At 66.5% G+C, this 26811-nt stretch carries 25 protein-coding genes and 1 tRNA gene; 3 read left to right on the top strand and 23 right to left on the bottom strand.

Translation table 11 applies throughout. The features are described from left to right. Positions 1-6: 6 nt before the first annotated feature. The 14 genes from atpD to fadD1 all read right to left on the bottom strand — a co-directional run bounded on the left by atpD (position 7) and on the right by fadD1 (position 13700). A complete protein-coding gene (gene atpD / locus BTO20_RS09940; RefSeq protein ID WP_029374102.1) occupies positions 7-1437 on the bottom strand; it encodes a F0F1 ATP synthase subunit beta in 1431 nt (476 codons plus the stop codon). Between the two features lie 36 nt (positions 1438-1473). Then, positions 1474-2400, bottom strand: coding sequence for a F0F1 ATP synthase subunit gamma (locus BTO20_RS09935; protein ID WP_087075442.1), 927 nt, complete (start codon positions 2398-2400; stop codon positions 1474-1476). A gap of 7 nt (positions 2401-2407) precedes the next feature. Next, positions 2408-4057 (bottom strand): F0F1 ATP synthase subunit alpha, encoded by a 1650-nt coding sequence (atpA, locus tag BTO20_RS09930; RefSeq protein ID WP_087075440.1) that lies wholly within the window; start codon positions 4055-4057, stop codon positions 2408-2410. A gap of 82 nt (positions 4058-4139) precedes the next feature. Further along, positions 4140-5477: a F0F1 ATP synthase subunit B/delta gene (locus tag BTO20_RS09925; RefSeq protein ID WP_087075439.1), complete on the bottom strand. Its 1338-nt coding sequence runs from the start codon at positions 5475-5477 to the stop codon at positions 4140-4142. Continuing rightward, complete coding sequence (locus BTO20_RS09920; protein ID WP_087075437.1) at positions 5478-5993, bottom strand: F0F1 ATP synthase subunit B; 516 nt, start codon at positions 5991-5993, stop codon at positions 5478-5480. Positions 5994-6002: 9 nt separating this feature from the next. Further along, positions 6003-6254 (bottom strand): F0F1 ATP synthase subunit C, encoded by a 252-nt coding sequence (locus tag BTO20_RS09915; RefSeq protein WP_018599073.1) that lies wholly within the window; start codon positions 6252-6254, stop codon positions 6003-6005. Positions 6255-6315: 61 nt separating this feature from the next. Then, a complete protein-coding gene (gene atpB, locus BTO20_RS09910; RefSeq protein WP_087075435.1) occupies positions 6316-7068 on the bottom strand; it encodes a F0F1 ATP synthase subunit A in 753 nt (250 codons plus the stop codon). Between the two features lie 11 nt (positions 7069-7079). Beyond that, entirely contained in the window at positions 7080-7535 is a 456-nt protein-coding gene (locus BTO20_RS09905; protein ID WP_087075434.1) for an ATP synthase subunit I, read from the bottom strand. Between the two features lie 221 nt (positions 7536-7756). Further along, positions 7757-9004, bottom strand: coding sequence for a glycosyltransferase family 4 protein (locus BTO20_RS09900; RefSeq protein WP_087075433.1), 1248 nt, complete (start codon positions 9002-9004; stop codon positions 7757-7759). Positions 9005-9011: 7 nt separating this feature from the next. Then, the gene (locus BTO20_RS09895; RefSeq protein WP_087075431.1) at positions 9012-9674 is read right to left on the bottom strand and encodes an L-threonylcarbamoyladenylate synthase; all 663 of its coding nucleotides are present in this window, start codon (positions 9672-9674) and stop codon (positions 9012-9014) included. 15 nt (positions 9675-9689) lie between these two features. Further along, positions 9690-10571, bottom strand: coding sequence for a peptide chain release factor N(5)-glutamine methyltransferase (prmC, locus tag BTO20_RS09890; protein ID WP_087081881.1), 882 nt, complete (start codon positions 10569-10571; stop codon positions 9690-9692). 20 nt (positions 10572-10591) lie between these two features. Further along, positions 10592-11665 carry a peptide chain release factor 1 gene (prfA, locus tag BTO20_RS09885; RefSeq protein WP_087075429.1) on the bottom strand — a complete coding sequence of 358 codons (1074 nt, stop codon included), beginning with the start codon at positions 11663-11665 and terminating at the stop codon, positions 10592-10594. An 85-nt stretch (positions 11666-11750) separates the two neighbouring features. Further along, a complete protein-coding gene (rpmE, locus tag BTO20_RS09880; protein ID WP_029374091.1) occupies positions 11751-11990 on the bottom strand; it encodes a 50S ribosomal protein L31 in 240 nt (79 codons plus the stop codon). 156 nt (positions 11991-12146) lie between these two features. Beyond that, positions 12147-13700 carry a fatty-acid--CoA ligase FadD1 gene (fadD1, locus tag BTO20_RS09875; protein WP_087075427.1) on the bottom strand — a complete coding sequence of 518 codons (1554 nt, stop codon included), beginning with the start codon at positions 13698-13700 and terminating at the stop codon, positions 12147-12149. 128 nt (positions 13701-13828) lie between these two features. On the opposite strand from fadD1, the gene BTO20_RS09870 reads away from it, so the two are divergent. Further along, positions 13829-14434 (top strand): TetR/AcrR family transcriptional regulator, encoded by a 606-nt coding sequence (locus BTO20_RS09870; protein ID WP_087075425.1) that lies wholly within the window; start codon positions 13829-13831, stop codon positions 14432-14434. Between the two features lie 76 nt (positions 14435-14510). Here the strand turns inward: BTO20_RS09870 and rho are convergent, their stop codons facing one another. The 6 genes from rho to argS form a co-directional block, all read right to left on the bottom strand. After that, on the bottom strand, positions 14511-16451 hold the full coding sequence (rho, locus tag BTO20_RS09865) for a transcription termination factor Rho (RefSeq protein WP_087075423.1): 1941 nt from the start codon (positions 16449-16451) through the stop codon (positions 14511-14513). Between the two features lie 286 nt (positions 16452-16737). Continuing rightward, on the bottom strand, positions 16738-17691 hold the full coding sequence (gene thrB, locus BTO20_RS09860; protein WP_087075421.1) for a homoserine kinase: 954 nt from the start codon (positions 17689-17691) through the stop codon (positions 16738-16740). Positions 17692-17694: 3 nt separating this feature from the next. After that, entirely contained in the window at positions 17695-18774 is a 1080-nt protein-coding gene (thrC, locus tag BTO20_RS09855; protein ID WP_087075419.1) for a threonine synthase, read from the bottom strand. Further along, entirely contained in the window at positions 18771-20093 is a 1323-nt protein-coding gene (locus BTO20_RS09850) for a homoserine dehydrogenase (protein WP_087075417.1), read from the bottom strand. Before BTO20_RS09850 ends, thrC begins: the two co-directional genes overlap by 4 nt. Further along, a complete protein-coding gene (lysA, locus tag BTO20_RS09845; protein WP_198344488.1) occupies positions 20090-21475 on the bottom strand; it encodes a diaminopimelate decarboxylase in 1386 nt (461 codons plus the stop codon). Before lysA ends, BTO20_RS09850 begins: the two co-directional genes overlap by 4 nt. A gap of 35 nt (positions 21476-21510) precedes the next feature. Beyond that, complete coding sequence (argS, locus tag BTO20_RS09840; RefSeq protein WP_087075413.1) at positions 21511-23160, bottom strand: arginine--tRNA ligase; 1650 nt, start codon at positions 23158-23160, stop codon at positions 21511-21513. A 103-nt stretch (positions 23161-23263) separates the two neighbouring features. On the opposite strand from argS, the gene BTO20_RS09835 reads away from it, so the two are divergent. After that, a tRNA-Arg gene (locus BTO20_RS09835) sits at positions 23264-23336 on the top strand. 158 nt (positions 23337-23494) lie between these two features. On the opposite strand, the gene BTO20_RS09830 is transcribed toward BTO20_RS09835, so the two are convergent. Together BTO20_RS09830 and BTO20_RS09825 are read right to left on the bottom strand one after the other, a co-directional pair. Further along, positions 23495-23899, bottom strand: coding sequence for an ASCH domain-containing protein (locus BTO20_RS09830; RefSeq protein WP_269770339.1), 405 nt, complete (start codon positions 23897-23899; stop codon positions 23495-23497). Between the two features lie 2 nt (positions 23900-23901). Beyond that, entirely contained in the window at positions 23902-25431 is a 1530-nt protein-coding gene (locus tag BTO20_RS09825) for a GNAT family N-acetyltransferase (protein ID WP_232491098.1), read from the bottom strand. 234 nt (positions 25432-25665) lie between these two features. On the opposite strand from BTO20_RS09825, the gene BTO20_RS09820 reads away from it, so the two are divergent. Then, positions 25666-26253, top strand: a complete 588-nt coding sequence (locus BTO20_RS09820; protein WP_157680176.1) for a hypothetical protein — start codon at positions 25666-25668, stop codon at positions 26251-26253. 51 nt (positions 26254-26304) lie between these two features. On the opposite strand, the gene BTO20_RS09815 is transcribed toward BTO20_RS09820, so the two are convergent. Then, positions 26305-26751: an HNH endonuclease gene (locus tag BTO20_RS09815; RefSeq protein WP_087075407.1), complete on the bottom strand. Its 447-nt coding sequence runs from the start codon at positions 26749-26751 to the stop codon at positions 26305-26307. Positions 26752-26811 lie beyond the last annotated feature (60 nt).

Here is a 26811-nt window from a genome sequence, read left to right as displayed (position 1 = left end):
CGCTCATCACAGCTTGGCGCCGAGGCTCTCGGCCTTCTTCGCCAGGTCGTCGAGACCACCGATGAGGAAGAACGCCTGCTCGGGCAGGTGGTCGAACTCGCCCTTGGCCAGCTTGTCGAAGGCCTCGATGGTCTCCTTGAGCGGCACGGTCGAGCCTGGCTGGCCGGTGAACTGCTCAGCGGCCATCATGTTCTGGCTCAGGAAGCGCTCGATCTTGCGGGCGCGGTACACCAGCACCTTGTCCTCTTCCGACAGCTCGTCGATACCGAGGATGGCGATGATGTCCTGAAGGTCCTTGTAGCGCTGCAGGATCCGGATGACTTCCTGGGCGACGCGGTAGTGCTCGTCGCCGACGACGCTGGGGTGCAGGATCGTCGAGGAGGAAGCCAGCGGGTCCACCGCCGGGAAGATGCCCTTGGAGAACACCGCACGAGAAAGCTCGGTGGTGGCGTCCAGGTGGGCGAACGTGGTGGCCGGCGCCGGGTCGGTGTAGTCGTCGGCGGGCACGTACACGGCCTGCATCGAGGTGATGGACCGACCACGGGTCGAGGTGATGCGCTCCTGCAGTTCACCCATCTCGTCGGCCAGCGTCGGCTGGTAACCCACGGCCGAAGGCATACGACCCAGCAGGGTCGAGACCTCGGAACCGGCCTGGGTGAACCGGAAGATGTTGTCGATGAACAGCAGCACGTCCTGGCCCTGCTCGTCGCGGAAGAACTCGGCCATGGTCAGGGCCGACAGGGCGACGCGCATACGGGTGCCTGGCGGCTCGTCCATCTGGCCGAACACCAGCGCGGTGTCCTTGAGGACGTTCGCGTCCGCGAGCTCGACCCACAGGTCGTTGCCCTCACGGGTGCGCTCACCGACGCCGGCGAACACCGAGGTACCGCCGAAGTTGCGGGCGATACGGTTGATCATCTCCTGGATCAGAACCGTCTTGCCCACGCCGGCACCACCGAACAGCGCGATCTTGCCACCGCGCACGTACGGGGTCAGCAGGTCGACGACCTTCAGACCGGTCTCCAGCATCTCGGTGCGGGGCTCCAGGTCGGCGAAGGCCGGCGGCTTGCGGTGGATGGACCAGTGCTCGAAGTCCTTGCCGTAGCCCGGATCGTCGAGGCAGTCGCCGAGGGCGTTGAACACGTGGCCCTTGACGCCGTCACCGACGGGCACCGAGATGGACGCGCCGGTGTCCGACACCTCGGTGCCACGCACCAGGCCGTCGGTGGGCTGCATGGAGATGCAGCGCACCAGGTTGTCGCCGAGGTGCTGAGCGACCTCGAGCGTCAGGGTCTTGGCCAGCGCGCCGAAGCTGATGTCGGCGTGCAGCGCATTGAACAGGTCAGGTACGGCGCCACGTGGAAACTCGACGTCCACCACCGGGCCGGTGATACGGACAACGCGACCCGCGGTCTTGGTGTCTACGGCTGCAGTCATTTCTTCTCTTCGCTTCTCTAGCTCTCGACGGGGGCTCTACTTGCTGGCGTCAGCCAGCGCGTTGGCGCCGCCGACGATTTCGCTGATTTCCTGGGTGATCTGAGCCTGGCGCTCGCGGTTGGCCGCCAGCGTGAGCGCCTTGATCAGATCGTCGGCGTTGTCGGTGGCCGACTTCATGGCACGGCGGCGAGACGCCGACTCCGAGGCGGCGGCCTCGAGCAGCGCCGCGTACACGCGGGTCGCGATGTACCGCGGCAGCAGCGCGTCGAACAGCGTCTCGGCGTTGGGTTCGAACGAATACAGCGTGTGCGGACCGGTTTCCGGCTCACCCACGTATTCGACCACCATCGGTGCGATCCGCAGTGCCACCGCGGTCTGCGAAAGCATCGACCGGAACTCGGTGGACACGATGTGCAATTCGTCGACGCCCAGGATGCCATCGGCGCCCGGCTCGTCACCTTCGTCGTCGGCTCCGGCCATGAACGCCGTCACCAGGGTGTCGGCGATCTCCTTGGCGTCCTCGTAGGTCGGCCGCTCGGAGAAGCCGGTCCACGACTCTGTCACGGTACGTTGCCGGAAGTTGTAGTAGCCCAAGGCTTTCCGACCGACCACGTACAGCACCGGGTTCTTGCCCTCGTCCCGCAGGAGCGAGAACAGCTCTTCGGCGCGCCGCAGCACGTTGGCGTTGTACCCGCCGCAGAGGCCACGGTCCGAGGACACCACCAGCACGCCGGCCCGCTTGCGATCGGGCCGCTCCACGAGCAGCGGATGATCCAGCGCGCTGGCACCGGCGAGTTCGGTGAGCATGTTGGTGATCTCCGTGGCGTAGGGCCGGGCCGCGTCGACCCGGGCCTGCGCCTTGGCGATCCGCGACGTGGCGATCAGCTCCTGGGCCTTCGTGATCTTCTTGATCGACGAGGCGGAGCGGATACGACCGCGTAGCTCGCGAAGTGTGGCTGCCATTGATTACCTAGTTCTTCTTCGGAGCCAGCTTGCGGACCTTGACGGATTCCTTCTCCAGGTCCTCGGGATCCAGCGCATCGGCGTCGGATTCGGAGACGACCACCGAGCTGCCGTCGGATGCCGCGAAGCCCTTCTTGAAGTCGTTGATGACCGAAACGAGCTTCTCCTCGGCTTCCTCGGAGAGCTTCTTGGACTCCTTGATGCCGGTGAGGATCTCGGAGTGGCTGGCCTTCACGTGCTCCAGGAACTCGGTCTCGAAGCGTGAAACATCCTCGGCGGGAACCGAATCCAGGTGACCCTGGGTGCCGAGGAAGATCGCGACGACCTGATCCTCGACTGCCATCGGGCTGTACTGGGCCTGCTTGAGCAGCTCGACCAGGCGCACACCACGGTCCAGCTGAGCCTTGGACGCCGCGTCCAGGTCAGAGGCGAAGGCCGCGAAGGCCTCCAGCTCGCGGTACTGCGACAGATCCAGACGCAGCGAGCCGGCGACCTCTTTCATCGCCTTGATCTGCGCGGCGCCACCGACGCGGGACACCGACACACCGACGTTGACGGCCGGTCGCACACCCTGGTTGAACAGGTCGGACTCCAGGAAGCACTGGCCGTCGGTGATGGAGATGACGTTGGTCGGGATGTAGGCCGAGATGTCGTTGGCCTTGGTCTCGATGATCGGCAGACCCGTCATCGAACCGCCGCCGAGCTCGTCGGACAGCTTCGCGCAACGCTCCAGCAGACGGGAGTGCAGGTAGAAGACATCACCCGGGTAGGCCTCACGGCCCGGCGGGCGGCGCAGCAGCAGGGAGATGGCACGGTAGGCCTCGGCCTGCTTGGTGAGGTCGTCGAAGACGATCAGCACGTGCTTGCCGTCGTACATCCAGTGCTGGCCGATGGCCGAACCGGTGTACGGCGCAAGCCATTTGAAGCCGGCGGAATCGGAAGCCGGGGCCGCGACGATGGTGGTGTACTCCATCGCGCCACCCTCTTCCAGCGCGCGCTTCACGCTGGCGATGGTGGTGCCCTTCTGGCCGACCGCGACGTACACGCAGCGCACCTGCTGCTTGGGGTCACCGGTCTCCCAGGCTTCGCGCTGGTTGAGGATGGTGTCGACGCAGACCGCGGTCTTGCCGGTCTTGCGGTCGCCGATGATCAGCTGGCGCTGGCCACGGCCGATCGGCGTCATGGCGTCGATGGCCTTGATGCCGGTCTGCAGTGGCTCGCCGACGCCCTGACGCTGAACCACCGAGGGGGCCTGCAGCTCGAGAGCGCGGCGGGTCTCGGCGGCGATGTCGCCCTGGCCGTCGATCGGCTGGCCCAGCGGGTTGATGACGCGGCCCAGGAAGGCGTCGCCGACCGGAACCGACAGCACCTCCCCGGTGCGCTTGACCTGCTGGCCCTCTTCGATCTTTTCGAACTCACCCAGGATGACGGCACCAACGCTGTGCTCGTCGAGGTTGAGCGCGACGCCGAGGACGCCGCCGGGGAACTCGAGGAGTTCCTGGGTCATCACCGAGGGCAGGCCCTCGACGTGGGCGATGCCGTCGCCGGCGTCGATGACGGTGCCGATCTCTTCACGCTCGGTGTCGGCGGAAAACGAGGATACGTAGTCCTCGATGGCACCTTCGATATCAGCAGCCGAGATTGTCAACTCTGCCATGGTTTTTCGTCTTCCTACCTAGTTCCTGGGGTCGTTCGTGTCGTTCGGGGCGAGGCCTGTCGCTTCCTCGCGCAAGCGCTCGTCAGTCCGGCAAGCCGGTTGCGGCCGCAGCCAGTCGTGACGAGATGGTGCCGTCGATGACCTCGTCGCCGACGGTGATGGAGAGCCCACCGAGGAGATTCGGGTCGACATGCAGCTGGACGGAGACCGGGTGCCCGTAGATCCGGGTGAGCACTGCGGTCAGGCGGTTGCGCTGCGTGTCACTGAGTTCAGCGGCGGCCGTGACGTGCGCGACCACCTCGCCGCGCCGCGCGACGGCAAGCTCCGCGAGGTCGATGACGGCCTCGTCGGCGCGCTCGCCGCGGAGCAGGCCCACGGTCTGGGCCAGCAGAGCCGCCGCGGTGCTGTTCACACCGGCATTGCCCGTGATCACCTTGTCGAGCAGGGCGATCCGACCGTCCGCCGGGGCGGTGTAGTCACTCAGCAGAGTGGACAGACGCGGCTGGGCATCCAAGACGCGGCCGAACCGGAACAGCTGGTCCTCGACCTCGTCGACCTCACCGGCGACCTCGGCCCGCTTCAGCAGTGCCAGGCGGGCGGCATGCTCGATGCCGTCGACCAGGTTGCCTTCCGTCGACCAACGCTGCGACGCAGCGGTCCGCACCAGGTCCAGCGTCGTCGCGCCCACCTTGCCCGACAGCAGTGTGTCGACCAGACGTGCCTTCGCCGCGGGATCGTCGGTGGGTTCGGCGAGATGCCGGTTGAGCACCGACTCCGACAGCAGCAGCTTGGCCACGGCGGCCAACTCGTCGGCCAGCGTGGTCAGCCCGGCGGCGTCGAGACCACCGGCAACCGAGTCGAACTTGTCGACCAGGGTGGCCAACGACTCACGGCTGGCGGCCCGCAGTGTGGAGGTCGCGGCGGTGTCGATCACCGCGCTCGACGGAGCCATCTGGTCCAGCTGGTCCAGGAAGCGATCCACCGTGGCAGACTGCGCGGCCGGGTCAGCGACGTGTGCCCGGACCAATGAGTCGGCCTTGGCCACGGACTCCTCGCCCAGACCGTTGCGCAGGCCGCGGATGAGCTGCTGGCGCATTAGCTGAATCTGTTGTGCGCCTTGGGCTTTGATGCGCTCTGCCTCCGCGCCTGCCTGCTCGGCGAGCTGCGCGGTGATCCGCTGGGAATCGTGCCGGGCCTCGTCGGTGACCTTGCCCGACTCGGCCTTGGCATCCGCGAGCGCCTTGGCGTGCATGGCATCGGCGTCGGCGAGCTTCTTCGACGCCTCCGCGCTCTCCGCGAGTGCGGTGCGTACTGCTTCCTGCTGCTTGGCCATCAGCGCCTTCACCGGCGGTACCACGAACCGCCAGATGATGTAAGCGATGACCGCGAAGCCGATCAGCTGTCCGATGAAGATTTCCATCTACTGCGTCCCACCTGGTTTCACGTCGACGCCGAGGATGCGACTGGCCAGCGTGGCCGACAGGCCGTCTACCGACGACTCGAGATCGGACCGCGCGGCGGCACCCTGCGCAGACAGTTGCTGGTCTGCGTCGCGAACGGTTGCGGCTACCTCACCGCTGGCTTCGGCACGCTTCTGGTCGACAACCGAGCGGCCAGCTGCGCGAGCTTCGTCCCGAATGGCCGAAGCCTCGGTGCGAGCCCCCGCCATCGCCGCGTCGTAGTCGGCCTGTGCGGCCGCAACCTGCTCGGCCGACTTGCGGTTGTCCGCGGCGGTCTTGGCCAGCATCGCTTCCCGCTCCGCCAGGACCTTACTGATCGGCGGCACCACCCATTTCCCGATCACGCCAAGCACGATCAAGAAGATGAGCAGCACGACGAAGAAGGTGCCGTTGGGGATCAGGAAGTTGCTCTGACCCCCGCCGCCTTCTTCAGCCGCCTGGCTGGACGCCAGGATCGTTGCGCTCAGTTGTTCCATCACGCTGGATTACGAAGCGCCCGGGGTCGCAAACACGAACAGCGCCATGAATGCCAGGTTGATGAAGTACGCGGCCTCGACCAGACCGACGGTGATGAAGAACGGGGTGAACAGGCGGCCCTGTGCCTCCGGCTGGCGCGCGATACCGGAGATCAGCGCGTTACCGGCGATACCGTCACCGATACCGGCACCGATAGCGCCACCGGCCATGATCAGACCGCCGCCGATGAGGGCACCGGCAACGATGGTGGGGTCGGTCATTCCTTATTCCTCCTTGGTAACTGGTAGCGATGCCACCAGGGTCTGTTGTGGTACTGGCAGGTCAGTGTTCGTCGTGGTCCAGTTCCATGGACTGGCTGAAGTACAGAATGGTCAGCAGGGCGAAGATGAAGGCCTGGATCAGACCGACGAAGAGGTCGAAGGTCTTCCAGATGGCGTTCGGCGCCCACTGGATGTACCAGGGGAACATGGCGATCAGCGCGACCAGGATGCCGCCGGCGAACATGTTGCCGAAAAGTCGGAGAGACAGCGAGACGGGCTTGGCGATCTCTTCGACGATGTTGATCGGCGCCAGCACCGCGACGTGGCCCTTGACCAGCTTCTTCAGGTGTCCGAACGGACCGCGCCGCCAGATGCCGGCCGCGTGGTAGCAGAGGAATACGAAGAGGGCCAGGGCCAGCACGTAGTTGATGTCCGAGGCCGGCGGGGCCAGCAGTTCGGACGCCGCGCCGTCGGGCCCGCCGAACTGCACGGGCAGCACCGACAGCCAGTTGGACACCAGGATGAACACGAAGATGGTGACCGCGAGCGGCAGCACGAACGGAGCGATCTTCATACCGATCGCGCTCTCGATCTGCTGACGCATCTGGATGGTGATGGCTTCGAAGAACAGCTGCACACCGCCGGGAACCCCGGTGGAGGTGACCTTGGCCTTCAGGAAGAACGCCAGCGCGATGACGATGACGGCGGCGACCGCGGTTGCGGTGATCGTGTCAATGTTGAACGTCATCCCCAGCCATTGCACTTCTTCGTGGTGGCCGACGTGGATCGCTGCGGCAGAAACAGTCTCGGTCATCTGGTGTCAGCTCAACCCTTCGAATCCGTGCCAGAGGTATCGACGGCGTCAAGGCCGTCGGTGCGGATCTTCTTGAGCACCGGGAAGCTGGTGGACATCACCAGCAGTGCCTGGAAGATCGCCAACCCGAACAGCACCGCGATGCCGCCCGAGTTCTTGAAGAAGAAGGCGATCGCGAGCGCGATCGCGGTGATGATCAGCAGCCGGGTGGCGGAGTTGACCGCCATCTTCTTCTTGAGCGGGTGCTCCTCCGCGGTGATCGACTCCACCGCGTGCCGCACCAGCAACGCATTGATCAGGCCGAGGCCGAGGCCGACGCCGAAGAACACTCCGAACAAGACGTGTCCGGTGAACGCGGCGGCCACGACGGCAACGCCGGTCAGTGCCACGCAGATGATCAGGAGCCGCAGTGGCCGAAACGCCACCGACGGGAACACCAACGGCGCATCTTGCGCTGGTGTCGTCACTGCTTCACCCCAATCCCTGTACAGCTTTTACCTGGCAAAGTCCTGAATGTGCCCGACGAGCGTATCGAAGGGCGACGGGCGCGCTGGAATCACCCAAGGGGTAGCTCCCTTTGTCGGTCGTTATTCGGCGCCGATCGGCTTTTCGGGACCGATGGGCCGGGCCGGCAACCCGTGAGGTTTTTCGGGTTCTGCCAGCACCGTACCACATGGTAGGGGCTCTACTACTTTTCGTCGTACTGATCGTCGAGCTGCGGTTCCCGCCCATCGGGACCGCGGCGCAACAGCGGGATAAGTGTGACCACGATCGCAACCAGAATGGCCGCCGCCATCACCGCGCCGGTGTAGCGCGGGTCGACGAAAATCGTGCTGGCCGCGCCGAAGGCGACGATGCCCACCCATAGGTAGATGAGTAGCACCACGCGCCGGTGCGAGTGCCCGATCTGCAATAACCGGTGGTGCAGATGCATCTTGTCGGGGCTGAACGGGCTGCGCCCGGCGCGGGTGCGGCGCACGATGGCCAGCAACATGTCCAGCGCAGGCACAGACATCACTGCGATGACCAACAGGAACGGCGACATCAGGGCGAACACGTCGCGGGCACCGTAGGCATTCTGGGAGATCGGGCCCGCCGCGGTGGTCGAGGCGGCGCCCAGCATGAGCCCGATCAACATGGACCCCGAGTCGCCCATGAAGATCTTGGCGCGGTGGAAGTTGTGCGGCAGAAAGCCCAGGCAGGCGCCCGCCAGCACGACGGAGATCACCGCGGGCGGGTAGAACAGCACGTCGCCGCCGTGGTCACGCAGCAGACCGACCGAGAAGACGCAGATGGCGAGCGCGGTGATCAACCCGAGGCCGGCTGCCAGACCGTCGAGCCCGTCGACGAAGTTCATCGCGTTCACGATCGAGACGGTCAGCGCCAGCGTGAGCAGGATCGACGACACCTGGTCGAGCACTATCGTGCCCACTCCCCCGATCGGGATGTAGAGCACGCTCCAGGCCACACCCATCGTGACCAGAACGCTGGCGGCGGTGATCTGACCGGCGAATTTGGTCAGCGCGTCCAGACCCCACCGGTCGTCGATCAGCCCGATCGCCATGATCAGGCCGCCGGCGACCACCACGGCAGGCATACCCGTCGAGTAGACGAACCCGCGGGTCAACGCCGGCAGCTGGGAAGCCAACAGCACCGCCGAGGCGACCCCGACGTACATGGCCAGCCCGCCCATGCGGGGGGTCGGCTGCACGTGCACGTCTCGTTCCCGCGGATACGCGACGGCGCCGAGCCGGATGGCCATGACCCGGACCCAGCCGGTGGCGAAGTAGGTGATGATCGCGGCAGTCAGGCCGACCAGCGCCAGCTCCCGCAGCGGCACCCCGGCCCCTTGGTCGGACAACGCGAGCAGGCCGGTCGGGATCGCGGCATCGATCTGCCCCGCAGCCGTGATCACCGGTGCACCGTACGTCAGCAAGCTGAGATCACTCCGTGAGTGTCGGGGCCAGTGTCGTGGCTTCCACTCCGAGAACCCTGGCGATGTCGTCGGCGCTGATCGGGCCCTCGCGCAGGATGCGCGGCTGCCCACCGGTCAGATCGACGATGGTGGACGCGGCCTGCCGTTCGGCGGGCCCGCCATCGAGGTAGACCTCAACCAGGTCGCCGAGTTGCTCGCGCGCGGCAGCGGCAGTGACCGCGGCGGGCCTGCCGGAAACGTTGGCGCTCGACACCGCCATCGGCCCGACCTCACGCAGCAGTTCGATGGCCACGGGGTGAAGCGGCATCCGCAGCATCACGCTGCCGTTGGCGTCGCCGAGGTCCCATTGCAGCGACGGCGCCTGGCGCACCACCAGGCTCAGCGCGCCCGGCCAGAACGCCCGGATCAGCTCGCGTGCGGCATCGGGCACCGAGAAGACCAGGCCATCGATCGTGGTCCAGGATCCGACGAGGACGCCGACCGGCATATCGCGGCCACGCCCCTTGGCCGCGAGCAGACTGCCGACCGCGTCGCGGTCGAAGGCGTCCGCGCCGATGCCGTAGACGGTGTCGGTCGGCATCACGACGAGCCGACCGCCCTTGAGCGCGCTGATCGCCGACGCGATGCCCGTCGCGCGCTGAGTGGAGTCACTGCAGTCGAAGGTTGTCATCTCGGCTCCATGAACTCAGCTTCTCCCAACCCGGATGGCTGTGACAAAGCGGGGTCGTCCGACCAGGTCGCGGTGTGGCAGGACGGACGTGAAACTGCCGTCGTCGGTGAACATCGCGACGGTCTGACGCGAGGTGGTGTCGTCGTGCTCGACGGCACAGCCGGCGCCGTCGCGTAACCACCGCGCGGCAAGCCTGACGATGGGGCCGATCACCTCCATGCCGTCGGCGCCCCCGAACAACGCGTGCGCCGGATCATGATCGGCCACCTCGGGATCCAGTTCCGCGCCGGCCGGGATGTACGGCGGGTTGGCGACCAGCAGATCGACCCGGCCGTCGAGTTCCGGCAACAACCCCGGCGTTGTGACGTCGGCAGCCAGGACCTCGACCTGCGTGCCCGCCGCGTTGCGGCGGGTGTATTGGAGGGCTGTCTCCGAGTCGTCGATGGCCAGCACCCGCGCGTCCGGGCGGTGCGCCGCGAGCGCCAACGCCAGTGCGCCGGAACCGGTACAGAGGTCGACGATCACCGGCGATTCCGAAAGCTTTTGTGTATCAATGAAATTCATTGCCCACTCCAGCAGCGATTCAGTCTCCGGCCGGGGAATGAACACGCCCGGACCGACGGCCAGCGTCAGCGGACCGAATGCGGCGGTACCCACCAGATGCTGCAGCGGTACCCGCTGCGCACGTGCCGCGATCAACGCGTCGAACGTCCGGTGAAAGGTCTCGCCGGGATCGTCGATGAGCATCAGACGGCCGCGGTCGGTGCCCGCGACGTGCGCCGCCAGCAGTTCAGCATCGGTGCGCGCCGAGTCGATGCCCGCCGCGGCCAGGGTGTCGGCGGCCGTTTGGATGGCCTGGCGCAGGTCGGTCGTGCCGTGCCCGGCGGGCCGGGTCATGCCTTCCCCGGCGGGCCGGGTCATGCCTGTTGCAGCCTCGACTGCTTGTCAGCGGCGGCCAGCGCGTCGAACAGGGGGTCCAGTTCCCCGTCGAGCACCTGGTCCAGGTTGTGCGCCTTGAAGTTGATCCGGTGATCGGCGATGCGGTTCTCGGGGAAGTTGTATGTCCGGATGCGCTCGCTGCGGTCCACCGTGCGGATCTGGCTGGCACGGTCCGCCGAGGCGTCGGCGTCGGCCTGTTCCTCGGCCAGCGCCTGCAGTCGCGCGGCCAGCACCTGCATGGCGCGGGCCTTGTTCTGCAGCTGCGAGCGCTCGTTCTGGCAGGTCACCACGATGCCGGTCGGCAGATGCGTGATGCGGACGGCGGAGTCGGTGGTGTTGACGCCCTGGCCGCCCTTGCCCGACGAGCGGTATACGTCGATGCGCAGATCCGATTCGTCGATCTGGACCTGCTCGACCTCTTCGGGCTCGGGGTACACCAGCACGCCGGCAGCCGAGGTGTGCACCCGGCCCTGTGACTCGGTGACCGGGACACGCTGTACACGGTGCACGCCGCCCTCGAACTTCAACCGGGCCCACACGCCGTCGGCCGAATCACCCTTGCTCCGGATGGACAACGTGGCGTCTTTGTATCCGCCCAGGTCGGAAGTGGTTTCGCCGAGCATCGTCACAGTCCAGCCGTGCCGTTCGGCGTAGCGGATGTACATGCGGGCCAGGTCGGCGGCGAACAGTGCCGACTCCTCGCCGCCCTCCCCCGACTTGACCTCGAGCACGATGTCGTCGGCATCGTGCGGATCACGCGGAGCGAGCAGATCGGTCAGCTGAGTGTCGAGTTCGGCGACCCGCGCCGTCAGTTCGTCGACCTCGGCGGCGAAGCTGGCGTCGTCGGCGGCGAGTTCACGCGCGGCCTCGAGGTCACCGCGGGCGGCCTCCAACTTGCGGTACGTGGCCACGACCGGCGAGATCTGCGCGAACCGGCGTCCGACCTTGCGGGCAGCCGACGCGTCGGCGTGCAAGTTTGGATCGGCCAGTTGTAGTTCGAGGTCGGCGTGCTCGGCGAGGATCACCTCGACAGCCGACGCGTTATCTGTCACGTCAACCTCCTTCTGAATGCCTGCTCAAACGAGAACGACGCCCGGATCTGACGCGAATGCGACAGATCGGGCGTCGTCGACAAAGCTACTTGTCGGCCGCGGCCTTCTCGCCGGCCGGCTTGCGCTTGCCGTAGCGCTTCTCGAAGCGGGCCACACGGCCGCCGCTGTCGAGGATCTTCTGCTTGCCGGTGTAGAAGGGGTGGCACTGCGAGCAGACCTCAACGACGATCTGTCCGCTGTTCTTCGTGCTGCGCGTCGTGAAAGTGTTGCCACAACCGCAGTGCACGGTGGTCTCGACGTACTCAGGGTGAATGCCCGTTTTCATGGTTCCTCTTCAGTCGTTGGCCCGGGTCGCCCGAGATCGGCGCTGATTGCGCTCCTCACGTGTGGACGTGAACCGGGACCGAGGGTCGGCGGTCCATTATGCCAGTTCGGCCGCCAGCAGCCTAAACGCGTGCCGGCCAGGCTCTATTCCCGCCGATCAGATGCGCGCGTACGTCGTTCCGTCGCGCTGCCACAGCACCCGGCCTGCCGGGTCGGTCCCGCGGGCGACCAGCTCGCGTTTGAGGATCTTGTTGGTGGCGGTGGTCGGAAGATCGTCGGCGAGCCAGACGAAACGGGGCCACGATTTGGGTGACAGGTCGGGTTGGGCGGCGAGGAATCGGCCGAACTTTTCCGGCGTGAGCTGCTGGTCGTCGCGCAGCACGATGGCGGCCATCACCTGGTCGCCGACGAACTCGTCGGGCACGGGATAGACCGCGACCCGGTTGATCACCGGCTGACGCAACAGGATTCGTTCGATGGGCGCCGCAGTGATGTTCTCGCCGTCGACCCGCATCCAGTCCGCGGTCCGGCCGGCGAGATAGATCCAGCCGTCGGCGTCGCGGTAGGCCAGGTCACCCGACCAGTACATGCCGTGCCGGAGGCGTTCGTCCGTGGCGCGCTGGTCGTTGTGGTAGCCACGGAACATCCCGCTGCCGTCGGTGTTGACCAGCTCACCGGTGGCCGCGTCGGCATTGATCAGCGCACCGGCGTCGTCGAAGCGCGCGACCTCGCATTCGGTGAGCGTCTCCGGGTCGTAGATCGCGACGCCCGGAAACCCTTTCCCCACGCTGCCGGTGGGGCAGCCCTCGGAGCGGGTGATGATGATCGCGAGCTCGGTGGAGCCGAATCCGTCCCACACGCTGCAGCCGAACCGGCGGCTGAACTCGTCGATGTCGCGGTCGGCGGCTTCGTTGCCGAACGCCACCTTCAGCGGATTGTCGTGATCGTCGGGCTGCTCGGGGGTGGCCAGGATGTACGCCAGCGGCTTGCCGACGTAGTTCATGTACGTCGCGCCGTACCGACGGATGTCCGACAGGAACCGCGACGCCGAGAAGGCCGCGGGTGCCATCGCCGCACCGGAGGCCAGCGCGACTCCCCAGCCCGCGTACACCCCGTTGGAGTGGAACAACGGCATGGCCAGGTAGCAGGTGTCCGCCGAGGTCAGCCCGTAGCGCTGGACCAGCGCCGCGGCCGAGAACAGCACGATGGAGTGCGCCACCTCGACGGCCTTGGGCTCACCGCTGGTACCCGAGGTGAAGATCATCATGAAGGTGTCATCAGGCCCGACCTGGCGGTACGGGACCAGTTCGCGGGCCTGCCATGCGGTCTCCGATACGTCGATGACGGTGACGCCCGGAAGGTCGAGGCCGTCGAGCAGCGCCCGGTGCTGCGCGTCCACGAGCACGATCTGGCACTCGACTCTGCCGATGTCGCGGGCCAGCCCTTCACCGCGGCGCGTGGTGTTGATGCCGCACAGCACATAGCCACCCAGGGCCGCGGCGGCCAGGGCCGTGAGCATGTCGGGGGTGTTCGCCATGAGCACGCCGACATGAAGCGGCCGGACGGGATCCGCGGCAGCGATCAGGCCCGCGGCCTGTGCGCGCGCCTCGGCGATGTGTTCGGCCCAGGTCCAGGTGCGATCGCCGTATTTGATCGCGATACCGTCCTGATCTGCACGTTCGCCGAGCAGCTGCTGCAGTGTGTCGGCCATTCGTCGCCCCCAAGGCTAGTGAACAGTTTTTCGAAACTGTCTACCACGGCTGTGGCGTCTGCCGGTAGCGTCAGGTACTTGGCACAATCATTACCACCGAAGATCGTCTCGACCAGGAGCCGCCGGAGTTGACCAGCACCACCGCCCCCCGCACCGTGCGCGACCGCCTGATCGACGCGGCAGAAGTCTGTCTGCGCGCCAAGGGCATCCGGGCGACCACGGTGTCGGAGGTTGCCGAGGCCGCCGGCGTGTCCCGGGGCTGGCTGTACCGCCACTTCCCCGACAAGGTCACCCTGCTCGGCGCGGCGATCGTGCGGCTCAACGAGGCCTACTGGTCCGAGGCGCACGCCATGCTCGCGCAGTTCGACGGCCTCGACCAGAAGATTGCGGCGGGGGTCCGGCATGGCCGCACGGCCTACGACGATCCGGGCGCGTTGTTGATGAAGCTGCGGATGGAGGAACCCGACGAGTTCGCCGCGTGCGCCGGCGCCGGTGTGCAGGGCCTGGTGCCCGATCTGGCGGCGTTCTGGTCGCCGTACCTGGTCGCCGCCCGCGACGCCGGCGAGATCCATCCCGACGCCGACATCGCAGAGGCTTCGGAATGGGTTGCGCGGGTATTGCTTTCGTTGGCCACCATGCCTGGCGAACAGCTCGACGCCGGTGACTACGACGCGGTGCTGCTACACGTGCGCCGGTATGTGATGCCGGGCCTCAAGGCCGACCCGGCGCTGTAGTCCCCTCAGGAAGCCCCGAAACGCGCGCTGCCCCGACACGCTGGGCGTGCGGGGCAGTGTGCGTACGGCCCGTGGACTAGTCGACGTCCATCGAGCCCGGTGCGGTCTTGGAGACCTGGACCAGGAACTCGTAGTTGTTCTTGGTCTTGCGCAGCTGGCTCATCAGCAGGTCGATGGCCTGATGGCTGTCGAGGCCCGACAGCACGCGGCGCAGCTTGTGCACGATCGCGAACTCGTCCGGGGACAGCAGCAGCTCGTCCTTACGGGTGCCGGACGGGTTGACGTCGACGGCCGGGAAGACCCGGCGCTCGGCGATCTTGCGGTCGAGCTTGAGCTCGGCGTTACCAGTGCCCTTGAACTCCTCGAAGATGACCGTGTCACCGGTGGACCCGGTTTCGACCATCGCCGTGGCGATGATGGTCAACGAGCCACCGTGCTCGATGTTGCGCGCCGCGCCGAGGAACCGCTTGGGCGGGTACAGCGCGGTGGAATCCACACCACCGGAGAGGATGCGGCCCGAAGCCGGCGACGCGTTGTTGTACGCGCGGCCCAGCCGGGTGATCGAGTCGAGCAGCACGACGACGTCCTTGCCCTGCTCGACCAGGCGCTTAGCCCGCTCGATGGCCAGCTCGGCGGCCTGGGTGTGATCTGACGGCGGCCGGTCGAAGGTTGAGGCGATGACCTCACCCTTCACCGAACGCTGCATGTCGGTGACCTCTTCAGGCCGCTCATCGACGAGCACCACCATGAGGTGGCACTCCGGGTTGTTCTTGGTGATCGCGTTGGCGATGTCCTGCATGATCGTGGTCTTACCGGCCTTGGGCGGCGACACGATCAGAGCACGCTGCCCCTTGCCGATCGGCATGATCAGGTCGATGACGCGCGTGGTGAGACGCTCGGGCGTGGTCTCCAGGCGCAGCCGCTGGTTCGGGTACAGCGGGGTCAGCTTGGTGAAATCGGGCCGGTTCTTGGCGTTCTCGACCGGACCACCGTTGACGCTGTCCAGGCGCACCAGCGGATTGAACTTCTGCCGCGGATTCTGGCCGCCACCCTCGCCCTCGCGGGGCACGCGGACCGCACCGGTGACCGCGTCACCGCGGCGCAGGCCGTTCTTGCGCACCATGTTCATCGACACGTACACGTCGTTGGGACCGGCCAGGTAGCCCGACGTCCGGACGAACGCGTAGTTGTCGAGGACGTCGAGGATGCCCGCGACGGGCTGCACGACGTCGTCTTCACGCAGTTCGGTCTCGTTGCGTCCGCCGCTCTCGCCTTCGCCGCCGCGCTCACCGCGCCGACGACGGTCCCGGAAGCGTCGGCCGCGCCGACCCTGGCGGCCGTCGCCGTCGTCTTCACCGGCATTTCCACCCGCGTTCCCACCCCGGGTCTGCTGGTCGCCCTGCTGGTCAGAGCGCTCGTCGGCGGACTTGGTGTCCGCCTTGTCCGACGCGTCCTGCTTCTCGCTCTTGTCTTGCCTGTCTTGCCTGTCCTGCCGCGCAGGCCGGTCCTGCTTCTCCTGCTTGGCGGGTTGCTCCTGCTGAGCGGGCTTTTCCTGCTCGGCGGGCTTGGCTTCCACCTCGGCAGGCTTGTCGCCTTCGGCCTGCTTGGCGGGCTCGGCGTCGGCGGCCGGTGCTCCCGCCTGGCGGGACGAGCCCCGACGTTCGCGGCGCGGACGGGTCGGTTGCTCGGCCGGAGCCTCGGTGTCGGACTTGGCCTCGGCGGTCGCGGCGCCGCCGCGGCCGTTGGTCTCGCCCCGATGGGCGCGGATCGCGGCGATCAGCTCACTCTTGCGCAGACCCGACGCGCCCTCGACACCGATTTCCTTGGCCAAAGCGCGCAGCTCGGGCAGCACCATCGTCGACAGCGAGGCAGGCCGCGGGTTTGCGGCGCGGGCGTCGGACGTGGGCGCGGAGGGCGCAGCAGCCGGTGTTTCCGCTGGAGTCGCTGCCGTCACGGCGTTCGACAGCTCTCCAGTGTCATTGCTGTTATCAGCCGTGAAGAGGTCCGTATCAGTCACGGATTTCCTTTCTTTCCCTCGCTGTTTACGTCGTGCGAGGGTTCCCCAAAGGTCGACACGCATTCAGCTGTACCGCTGAGCGCGTAGCTCGCACCGTCGCCTACGCAACGGTGATCGCATGGGTTTGCCGTCGAACGGCGACCCGTTAGTCCACGAGTAGAACACAAGAAGTTTGGGTGGTCGTCCTAGTGTCTGCGCAGGCAGAGCCGCTGCGATTGCTGGACGACAGCGAGAATAGCCCGCTTTCAGGCGGGAAGCAAGCAACCCCCACGTGGGGCGTGTTATCTCAGTTGCGGACTGCAACACCCGACATCCACCGGACTCCGTCGCCCACCGACATCTCGCGCACCGTGAACCCGTTGGCAGTGCCGTATTGCAACGCCTCCGCAGGTAAACCAGCTTGGAAGCTCAGACCGAGCACGGATGGCCCGGCTCCTGAGAGCACTGCCGCCACTCCGTAACGTCGCAGTATCCCCAGATATTCCGAGGAAGCGGGCATCGCCGCCGCGCGCTGCGGTTGGTGCAGCACGTCCTCGGTGGCGTCCATCAGCAAATCGGGACGCTCGGTGAGTGCGACCACCAGCAACGCCACGCGGCTGATGTTGAATCGCGCGTCGACGTGGCTGACCTGTTCCGGCAGCAGAACTCGCGTCTCGGCGGTCGAGGACCGCTGCTGCGGCACCGCGGAGAACAACCGGATATCGGGATGCAGCTCGACCTGCGCGGCCGCGTAGCGCGGCTGCTCACCGCTGACGCGCGGGGCGCCCGTCCAGGACACCACGGCGCCGCCGAGCACCGCGGCTGCGGCGTTGTCCGGATGGCCCTCGAATTCGCTGGCGAGCTGGATCAGCTGATCCTCCCCCATGGGTTCCGAACCTGCCTGTGTCACAAGGCCGTTGACCGCTGCCAGCCCGCCGACCACGGCGGCGGCAGACGACCCCAGTCCGCGGGAATGCGGAATGTCGTTGCGGCAGCGCACGATCAAGCCCGGGGCGGTGTACCCGGTGGCCCGCAGGCCTGCCTCGATCGCGCGGACCACCAGATGCGTCGCATCCAGCGGCACCTGGCCGGCACCCTGCCCTTCGACCTCCACCTGGAGGCCGGATTCTGTTGTCTCGACCACGATCTCGTCGTACAGGCTCAGCGCCAGGCCCAGGCTGTCGAAACCGGGGCCCAGGTTCGCGCTCGATGCGGCGACGACGGAGGTGGCGGCAATGCCGACCGGCAGGGTTTGGCTCACAGATCAGACCAGTCCGAGCTTGGCGACGACGGCCATCGGGTCGACGGGTACCGGGGTAACCGGCGGCACGCCCCGCAGCGCCGTGTCGGGGTCCTTGAGCCCGTTGCCGGTGACGGTGCACACCACGGTGGAACCGCGCTTGACCCAACCGTCCTCGATGGACTTGAGCAGGCCGGCGACGCTGGCCGCCGACGCGGGTTCGACGAACACGCCCTCGGTCCGTGCGATCAGGTGATACGCCGCGAGGATCTCCTCATCGGTGGCCGCCAGGAACCGCCCGTTGGACTGCTGCTGAGCTTCCACGGCCGTGTTCCACGACGCCGGAGCACCGATGCGGATGGCGGTGGCGATGGTCTCGGGTTCCTTGACGGGTTCGCCGAGCACCAGCGGCGCGGCTCCGGCGGCCTGCGTGCCCAGCATGCGGGGCAGCCGATCGCTCAGGCCGTCACGGTGGTACTCGTTGTAGCCCTTCCAGTACGCGGTGATGTTGCCCGCGTTGCCGACCGGCAGCGCATGCACGTCGGGTGCGGTGCCCAGCGCGTCGACAATCTCGAACGCGGCGGTCTTCTGCCCCTCGATGCGGTACGGGTTGACCGAGTTGACCAACGCGATGGTCGGGAAGTCGGCGGTGAGTTTGCGCGCCAGTTCCAGGCAGTCGTCGAAGTTGCCGTCGACCTGAATGATCTTGGCGCCGTGCATGACCGCCTGGGCGAGCTTGCCCATCGCGATCTTGCCCTGGGGCACCAGCACCGCGCAGGTGATGCCCGCCCGCGCCGCGTAGGCCGCCGCCGACGCCGACGTGTTGCCGGTCGACGCGCACAGCACGGCCTGCTGGCCGCGCGCCACGGATTCGGTGACGGCGACGGTCATGCCGCGGTCCTTGAACGACCCCGTCGGGTTGAGTCCCTCGACCTTGAGATGCACAGTGCAGCCGGTCTGTTCGGAAATCCGCTTGGCGTGGATGAGTGGGGTTCCACCCTCCAGCAGGGTGATCGGCGTCCAGTCGTCACCGATCGGCAACCGGGCGCGGTACGCCTCGATCAGCCCCGGCCACGGCCGGTGCACAGCCTGCGCTGTACTCATGCGTCTGTTCCTTCCATACGAAGCACACTGTTGATGGTCTGCACCACGTCGAGATCGGCGAGGGCCTCGACGGTTTCGGACAAGGCCGCGTCGGTCGCCTGGTGGGTCACCACGACGATGCGTGCGCCGCACGGCGCTCCCTCGTCGTCGACCATGCCCTCCTGCCGCACCTCGGCGATGCTGACCTCACGCTTGCTGAATTCGGCTGCGACCGCGGACAATACGCCCGGACGGTCGGCAACGTTCATGTTGACGTAGTAGCGGGTCGGGATGAATCCGATGGGCGCGATCTTGAGCTTGGCGTACTTCGACTCGCGCGGCCCGCGGCCGCCCTGTACGCGGTTGCGCGCGGCCATCACCAGGTCACCCATCACCGCCGAGGCGGTCGGTGCGCCGCCTGCGCCCTGCCCGTAGAACATCAGTCGACCGGCGGCCTCGGCCTCGACCACCACGGCGTTGAACGCGCCGTTGACCGCGGCCAGCGGATGCGTCAGCGGGACCAGGGCCGGGTATACGCGTGCCGAAACCCGTTGCTTGCCTTCATCGGTGGAGATCCGTTCGCAGATCGCCAGCAGCTTGATGGTGCAGCCGAGCGCCCGGGCGGATGCGAAGTCCTCAGCGCTGACCTTGGTGATGCCCTCGCGGTACACGTCGTCGGCGGTCACCCGCGTGTGGAACGCGATGGAGGCGAGGATCGCGGCCTTGGCGGCAGCGTCATAGCCCTCGACGTCTGCGGTGGGATCGGCCTCGGCATAGCCAAGTGCGCTGGCGTCGGCCAGCGCGCTCGCGTAATCCGCTCCGGTACTGTCCATCTCGGACAGGATGTAGTTGGTGGTGCCGTTGACGATGCCGGCCACCCGCACCACGCTGTCACCGGCCAGCGACTGCGTCAGCGGACGGATCACCGGGATGGCGCCGGCCACTGCCGCCTCGAAATACAGGTCGACACGGGCGTTCTCGGCCGCCTGCGCCAACTCGCCCGTGGACTGTGCCATCAGCGCCTTGTTGGCGGTGACCACCGACTTGCCCTGTTCGAGCGCCGACAGGATGGCCTTGCGGGCGGGCTCGACCGGGCCCATCACCTCGACGACGATGTCGACGTCATCGCGCGACACCAGCGCGTCGACGTCGTCGGTGAGCAGATCGGCGGAAATGCCACGGTCGCCGGACACCCGGCGCACGCCGACGCCGCGCAACTCCAGGGGCGCACCGATCCGCGCCTCGAGGTCGGGGGCACTCTCGTTGATGATGCGCACAACTTCGCTGCCGACGTTGCCCAAACCCAATACCGCTACGCCGATCGACTTCTTGCCGCTCATACGTCGCTCACCTCCAGACTCAACAGATCGGTGACGGTCTCCCGCCGCAACACCAGCCGCGCGCGGCCGTCCTTGACCGCTACCACCGCTGGGCGACCGAGCAGGTTGTACCGGCTCGACATCGAATAGCAGTAGGCACCGGTCGCAGCTACACCGAGCAGGTCGCCCGGCGCGATGTCGTCGGACACCCAGGTGTCGCGGACGACGATATCCCCTGTCTCGCAGTGCTTTCCGACGATTCTCGCCAGTGCAGCGGGGGCCTCGCTGGCCCGCGACACCAGCCGGGCGTCGTACTCGGCGGCGTACAGGGAGGTGCGGATGTTGTCGCTCATACCGCCGTCGACGCTGACGTAACGCCGGTGTGCCGTCGGGCCGATGGCGACATCCTTGACGGTGCCGACCTCGTAGAGCGTGATGGTGCCGGGGCCCGCAATGGCCCGACCGGGCTCCACCACCAGTTTCGGCGCGGGCAGGCCCACGGCAGCCGACTCGTTGCGGACGATGGCCATGAGTTTGTCGGCCAGCTCGTCCATCGGCGGTGGGTCGTCGTCGGGCAGGTAGGAAATGCCCAGTCCCCCACCGAGATCCACGATCGACATCTGCGCGGTCTTGTCGACCCCGAATTCGGCAACCACGTCTCGCAGCAGGCCGATCACGCGATGGGCGGCCAGTTCGAAGCCGTCCACGTCGAAGATCTGCGAGCCGATGTGGCTGTGCAGGCCGACCAGCCGGAGGTTGTCGGTGGCGAACACGCGGCGCACGGCATCCATCGCGGCTCCGCTGGCCAGCGACAGCCCGAACTTCTGATCCTCGTGCGCGGTGGAGATGAACTCGTGGGTGTGCGCCTCGACCCCGACGGTGACGCGCACCAGCACGTCCTGGACGATGCCCGCCGCGCCCGCGATGGCGTCCAGGCGCTCGATCTCGATCAGCGAGTCCACCACCACGTGGCCCACGCCGGCGTTCACCGCCGTCGTCAGCTCCTCGACGGACTTGTTGTTGCCGTGCATGGTGATTCGCTGCGCCGGGAAGCCCGCGTGCAACGCGACGGCCAGTTCGCCACCCGTAGCGACGTCGAGCGACAGGCCCTCCTGGTCGACCCAGCGCGCGATCTCGCTGCACAGGAAAGCCTTGGTCGCGTAGTGCACGTACTCGCCACCCCCGAAGGCCGCGGCGATGTCACGGCAGCGCGACCGGAAATCGTCCTCGTCGATCACGAACAGCGGGGTGCCGAATTCGGCCGCCAGATCGGTGACCGTCACCCCGGCGACGGACACCACGCCATCGGCACCGCGAACCAGGTTGCGGGGCCACACATTCGGGGCGAGCAGCAGAACCTCCTCCGGCGTTTGCGGCCGTGCGGGCGCTCCCGGGTGGTGGATCTCGTCGGCGTGCCGGGGGCCGGCGGGATGTGCGCTCACATCCGCTCCGGTGCGGTCACGCCGAGGATGGCCAGACCGTTGGCGATCACCTGGCGGGTGGCCTGGCACAGCGCCAACCGCGCGGAGTTCAGCTCGCCCGGTTCTTCGTCGCCCTGCGGCAACACCCGGCAGGCGTCGTAGAACCGGTGGTAATCGCCGGCCAGATCCTCCAGATACCGGCACACGCGGTGCGGTTCCCGCAGCGCCGCAGCGGCTTTCAGCACGCGCGGGAACTCGCCGAGGTTGCGGATCAGCGTGCCCTCTTTGTCGTGATTGAGCAGATCCAGGTGGCCGGTGTCGGCCGTGACGCCGAGGTCGGCGGCGTTTCGGGACAGCGCGGACAGCCGGGCGTGCGCGTATTGCACGTAGTAGACCGGGTTTTCGTTGGACGCGCTCGACCACAGCGCCAGGTCGATGTCGATGGGGGTGTCCACCGACGAACGGATCAGCGAGTATCGCGCGGCATCCACGCCGATGGCCTCGACCAGGTCGTCGAGCGTGATGACCGTGCCCGCCCGCTTGCTCATCCGCACGGGCTGCCCGTCGCGGACCAGGTTGACCATCTGACCGATGAGCACCTCGACGCTGTCCGGGTCGTCGCCGAGCGCCGCCGCGGCGGCCTTGAGCCGGGCGATGTAGCCGTGGTGGTCGGCGCCGAGCATGTAGATGCACAGGTCGAAACCGCGCTGACGCTTGTCGAGGTAGTAGGCCAGGTCGCCGGCGATGTAGGCCGGGTTGCCGTCGCTCTTGATGACGACGCGGTCCTTGTCGTCACCGAACTCGGTGGTGCGCAACCACGTTGCGCCGTCCTTTTCGTAGATGTTGCCGGTCTCGCGCAACTTGGCGATGGCCTGCTCGACGCGCCCCGAGGTGTGCATCGAATCCTCGTGCGTGTAGACGTCGAAGTCCGTGCCGAACTCGTGCAGCGATTCCTTGATGTGGGTGAACATCAGGTCGACGCCCACCTCGCGGAAGGCTTCCTGCTGCTGATCGGCGGGCAGGCTCAGCGCATCGGGCCGCTCGGCCAGCACGGCCGCGGCGATGTCGTTGATGTAGGTGCCCGCGTAGCCGTCCTCCGGCGTCGGCTCGCCTTTGGCCGCGGCGACCAGCGACCGCGCGAACCGGTCGATTTGCGCGCCGTGGTCGTTGAAGTAGTACTCGCGGGTGACGTCGGCGCCCTGCGTGGACAGCAGCCGGCCCAGCGCGTCACCGACGGCGGCCCAGCGGGTACCGCCGATGTGGATCGGGCCGGTCGGGTTGGCCGAGACGAATTCGAGGTTGATCTTCTCGGCGAGCTCGCCGGAGTTGCCGTACGCGTCGCCCGCGCTGAGCACGTTGGTGATGATGACGCCCTGCGCGGACGCCTCGATGCGCAGATTGACGAACCCGGGCCCGGCAACCTCGGCCGCGGCGATGCCATCGCTGCTGCTCAGCGCGGTCGCCAGCCAGCCGGCCAGCTCGCGGGGATTGACGCCGACCTTCTTGGCCAGCTGCAGTGCGATGTTGGTGGCGTAGTCGCCGTGCTCAGGGTTGCGCGGGCGCTCGACCGTGACGGTGGCCGGCAGCGCGGCGGTGTCCAGGTCATGTTCGGTCAACACTGCCGCGGCAGTGGCCTTGAGCAGCTCGGCAAGGTCGGCGGGGGTCACGGGGGTCCATCCTATGGTCTGGACACTCACGCCCCGAATCCGTGTTCCGCTTCTGATGCGCTACGCTATCGGAGCCCAATGGCGCAGCTGTTCTCAGCACCGCGCCCCCGTAGCTCAGGGGATAGAGCGTCTGCCTCCGGAGCAGAAGGCCGCAGGTTCGAATCCTGCCGGGGGCACTTCTCTTTTCTGCAGCTCATAGCCCATTTTTAGGACGTGGGGCGCGAGGCCCGTGCGATTAGCGTGCGATAACAGATCCTTCCCAATGGTCAGCCAGCAAAGCGCGCCGCGTGTAGCGCTCACGCCCAGACTGGTCCGACCGTGCACTTCGATGAGGTCAACCTCCCGCAACGACAAGGGCACGCCGTCCCGATGGATCAGTTGGCTCGACATAGGCAAAGCTCTGCGGAGGTACGCCGGAGGGCAGAAGCTCACGGATAGGTGCGGGCTCCTCAAGCCGGATCACATTTCCAATTCGGATTCCCGACCCAACGCTGCTTCCCGCGTAGTACCGGTCGAAGTCAGCCCGGTCTATACAACCGACGCTCGCGAATCGACGCCATAGGTTGCCAGGTGACGCGGTGACAGTTGCATCTACCTCGAAGCAGCCGATTATCCGTTGAACTGGTGCTGTGGCGTACACCCACACCACGGACACGTCACTGGCCAACGGCCGCTTGCGAAACTCGACCTTCTTCCGGCCGTCCATGATGGCCTCCGCATACCGCGGATGGACAGACATGACTACCTGTCTGCCAGTTGGTGGTGAACCCATTGGGTGCCATCCTCCTTCACCTTTTGAACGGTTTGTGGTGGTGCCCTGAGCACGCGGTTGGACACTAGTTCGGCCAGTGTCCACGGTGGGTCGATAACCCGATCCTGGCGGAACAAGATAACGAGTACTTGCGATGGGTGCCGGGCAAGCGCCTCGATGTCAGTCGCGCTGTAGACCGTCCGTCCACCGACCAGATTCAACGCTTCCTCGGGTGAAGACGTGCGGTGCGTGTCCTCCACAACGCCAATCACCTCGACCGTCTGGAACCCGGAACGGTAGAAGAGAATTACGTCACCCTGCTGTATCTGCTTGGTTGACGCGTTACATAGGTATGCCTTTCGTAGAGCGTTTCCCCAGGGGCGGGTGGTCTGTCCGGTAATTCCGGGTAGCGCAAGCTGACCACCAGCTCCGAATGAAGCGCGCTCGGGGAACAGCTGGTTGTGCCAATTATCCTGAATCGGTATGACAAACACTGACGCGCCGCTTGCAACCGCTGGCGGCCCATAACGAACGTGGAAATCGAGAGGGCTCAGCGACGCCTCTCGCGGCTGGAAGACCTTGGCCAATACAACTTCGCCCCTCGCCGACTGGCCACCTTCGAAATACCCAAACAAGCCGAGGAAGTCAATCAAGCGTTGGTGGTAGTCCCAGACCTCAACATAGGCGCTCACTACGTCGTGGTCGTGGTGGGACTGCAGGACAGCCTTGAGGAGAAGCTCCCCGTAGTGGTTGCCCGAATATGACGGTGCCACTTTAAAAGTAGAGATCTTGGTGACCGGCAAGGCCAAGCCGTAGCTACAGTCCTCCTCGTTGATCTTCAGAATTGCTATCGCCGCATAGGTCCCGTCGTCCTCTTCGACGACGTAGCACTCGCGGTTCGCCGAATCCGCCTGCACTTTGGCAATCCAATCGTCGAACTCTGGATAATCGCCACGGATGCTCTCGAAAATTTCTTGGTCGAGATCCAGCGCGTAGGACGGCACCTCCTTGACACGGGGCGGAGGAGGGGCGACGGTCGGCTCGAGGCCTTCGAGCATCGCGACAGCATCAGCCAGCGTCAAGACCCGCTCGCCAACACCAATACGCTTGGCCCTACGCCGAAGACGGCCATCATCACTTACTAGAAAGTTGACGGCGTTCGAGTACAGCGCAGCGAGGATCCGGCGGTCACGATGATCATTACTGTCAGGCACAACAGGCCCGAGCTCAGTGTCGATCTGCGAGCTGATCGGTGATTCGACCAGCATGTCGAACTTGTTCAGTTCCGCCATCCGCTGTTGGACGCGGACGGGATCCTTGCCCTCTGCCAGTTCGTGTCGACTAGCAGGATGCACGAAAACTCGGTGGCCCTGCTTCATCGCCAAGCGCATGAAAGTGGCGGCAGGACCCATGCCCGCTTCCATTTGGCCAGCGAACGGCTCTAACGCGATAAAAGCGTTCGTATCCAGCAGAAAGCGCATGGGTGATGGTGCGCCACCTGCACTGCCGCCATCCGCCACGTTCCGGATTATCGCCTCCCGGCGATTCCTTCGTGCGCTGACACGCCCCGCAATCTGGCAGGCGTTTGCCCGCGTCGAGACAATTGCTATTCCAAAACTCAAGTACTCGTGGCAAGCACAATCAGCAGTGCGTGCCGTGGAGGTCGCCGGCCACGACGGGTTCCCCAGGGGATGCGGATGGCAATTGCCTCTATATGCACCGCCCGGAAGGACATGGGGCGGATGATGGTTTGCGTGAGTTTGAGCCGGAAGGTCTACACGCAACTGCCTCCGTACCCGAGTGAGAAGGCATTCGTGGACGCGACGCTGGTGGAACTCGAACCCTATTTCCACATAGAACGGGAGGTCGTGCTCGAGCACTGGACGGGCAAGCCGCTGAAGGTTGACGCCGTCATGCGGCCGCGTGAGCCGCAGGCCTGGAAAGACGAGAGTCCGGTGTTCGCCGTCGAGTTCAAGCCGCCAACACTGTTCCACACCGGGCAAGGCTGGGGAGATACCAAGGACTTCACAGCCTGGGCAGCACAGTCGGTCGACTACGCAAACTCGTTGTGGCATAGCGCGTCCGGTGAGCAGCGGCTGCGGGTTTTCGCCTGCCCGTCAGCGACCGCGCCGTTCGAGGACGGACTGAGAACTTCGGGCCTGAGCGATCCGGCGTTCTATATGTCGCGGCTGTTGTGGCAGTTGGGTGTTGGTGAGTTGGCCAAACTGGAGCGCGACGGATGGACTCTGCTTGGGCAGGGTACCCATGTTCTGTGGTCGGAGAGTCGCGGTGTGCACGAAGGTAAGCATTGGGGTCTCACTCCACGCGTTGGCAGCCACTGATCGCGCGGGCGACATCCGCACGCCGTTCGATCAAATCTTCCGCATGGTGCGCTATCGCACCCACAGCGTGCGCGGGGTGCTCGACGGCGCTGACCGCGATGCGTGGTCGCGGTGAGCCGGTTTCGGCGCGGACGGTGGCACTGGGGCGCTGCTGTCACCCCAGCGTGCGCGGTGCCCCTCGAGTGAGGTTTTGCGGCGGTGGCAGGGCGCGCACGCGGCCTGGCAGTTCTCGTCGCTGTCGTCACCGTGCTCGGTGAGCGCCACGATGTGGTCGCAGCAGCTGGCGGTGCCGATGCACACGTCGGGGTAACGGATGCGGCACTGGTGGCCGGCTCGTTGGAGCACGCGGTCTCGTCGTGCCCGGTCTTCGGTGGTGTTGGTGCGGGTGGTGCCGCCGCGCCGCCAGCCTCGTTGGCGTTGATGGTCGGGGCAGTAGGTGCTGCCGCGTACCAGGGTTGCGCAGCCTGCTGTGCCAAACAGTCTTGGCGCGCGTGCCATCAGGTTGGTCCTTGCGGTTGGGGCGGCGCGGGGCGCAGCCTGTCCCTGTGTGGCCGGCGC

Source organism: Mycobacterium dioxanotrophicus (genome assembly GCF_002157835.1).
GTDB classification, from domain to species: domain Bacteria; phylum Actinomycetota; class Actinomycetes; order Mycobacteriales; family Mycobacteriaceae; genus Mycobacterium; species Mycobacterium dioxanotrophicus.
Note: the sequence above shows the minus strand (reverse complement) of the source record. Positions and strands in the feature narration are given on the sequence as shown.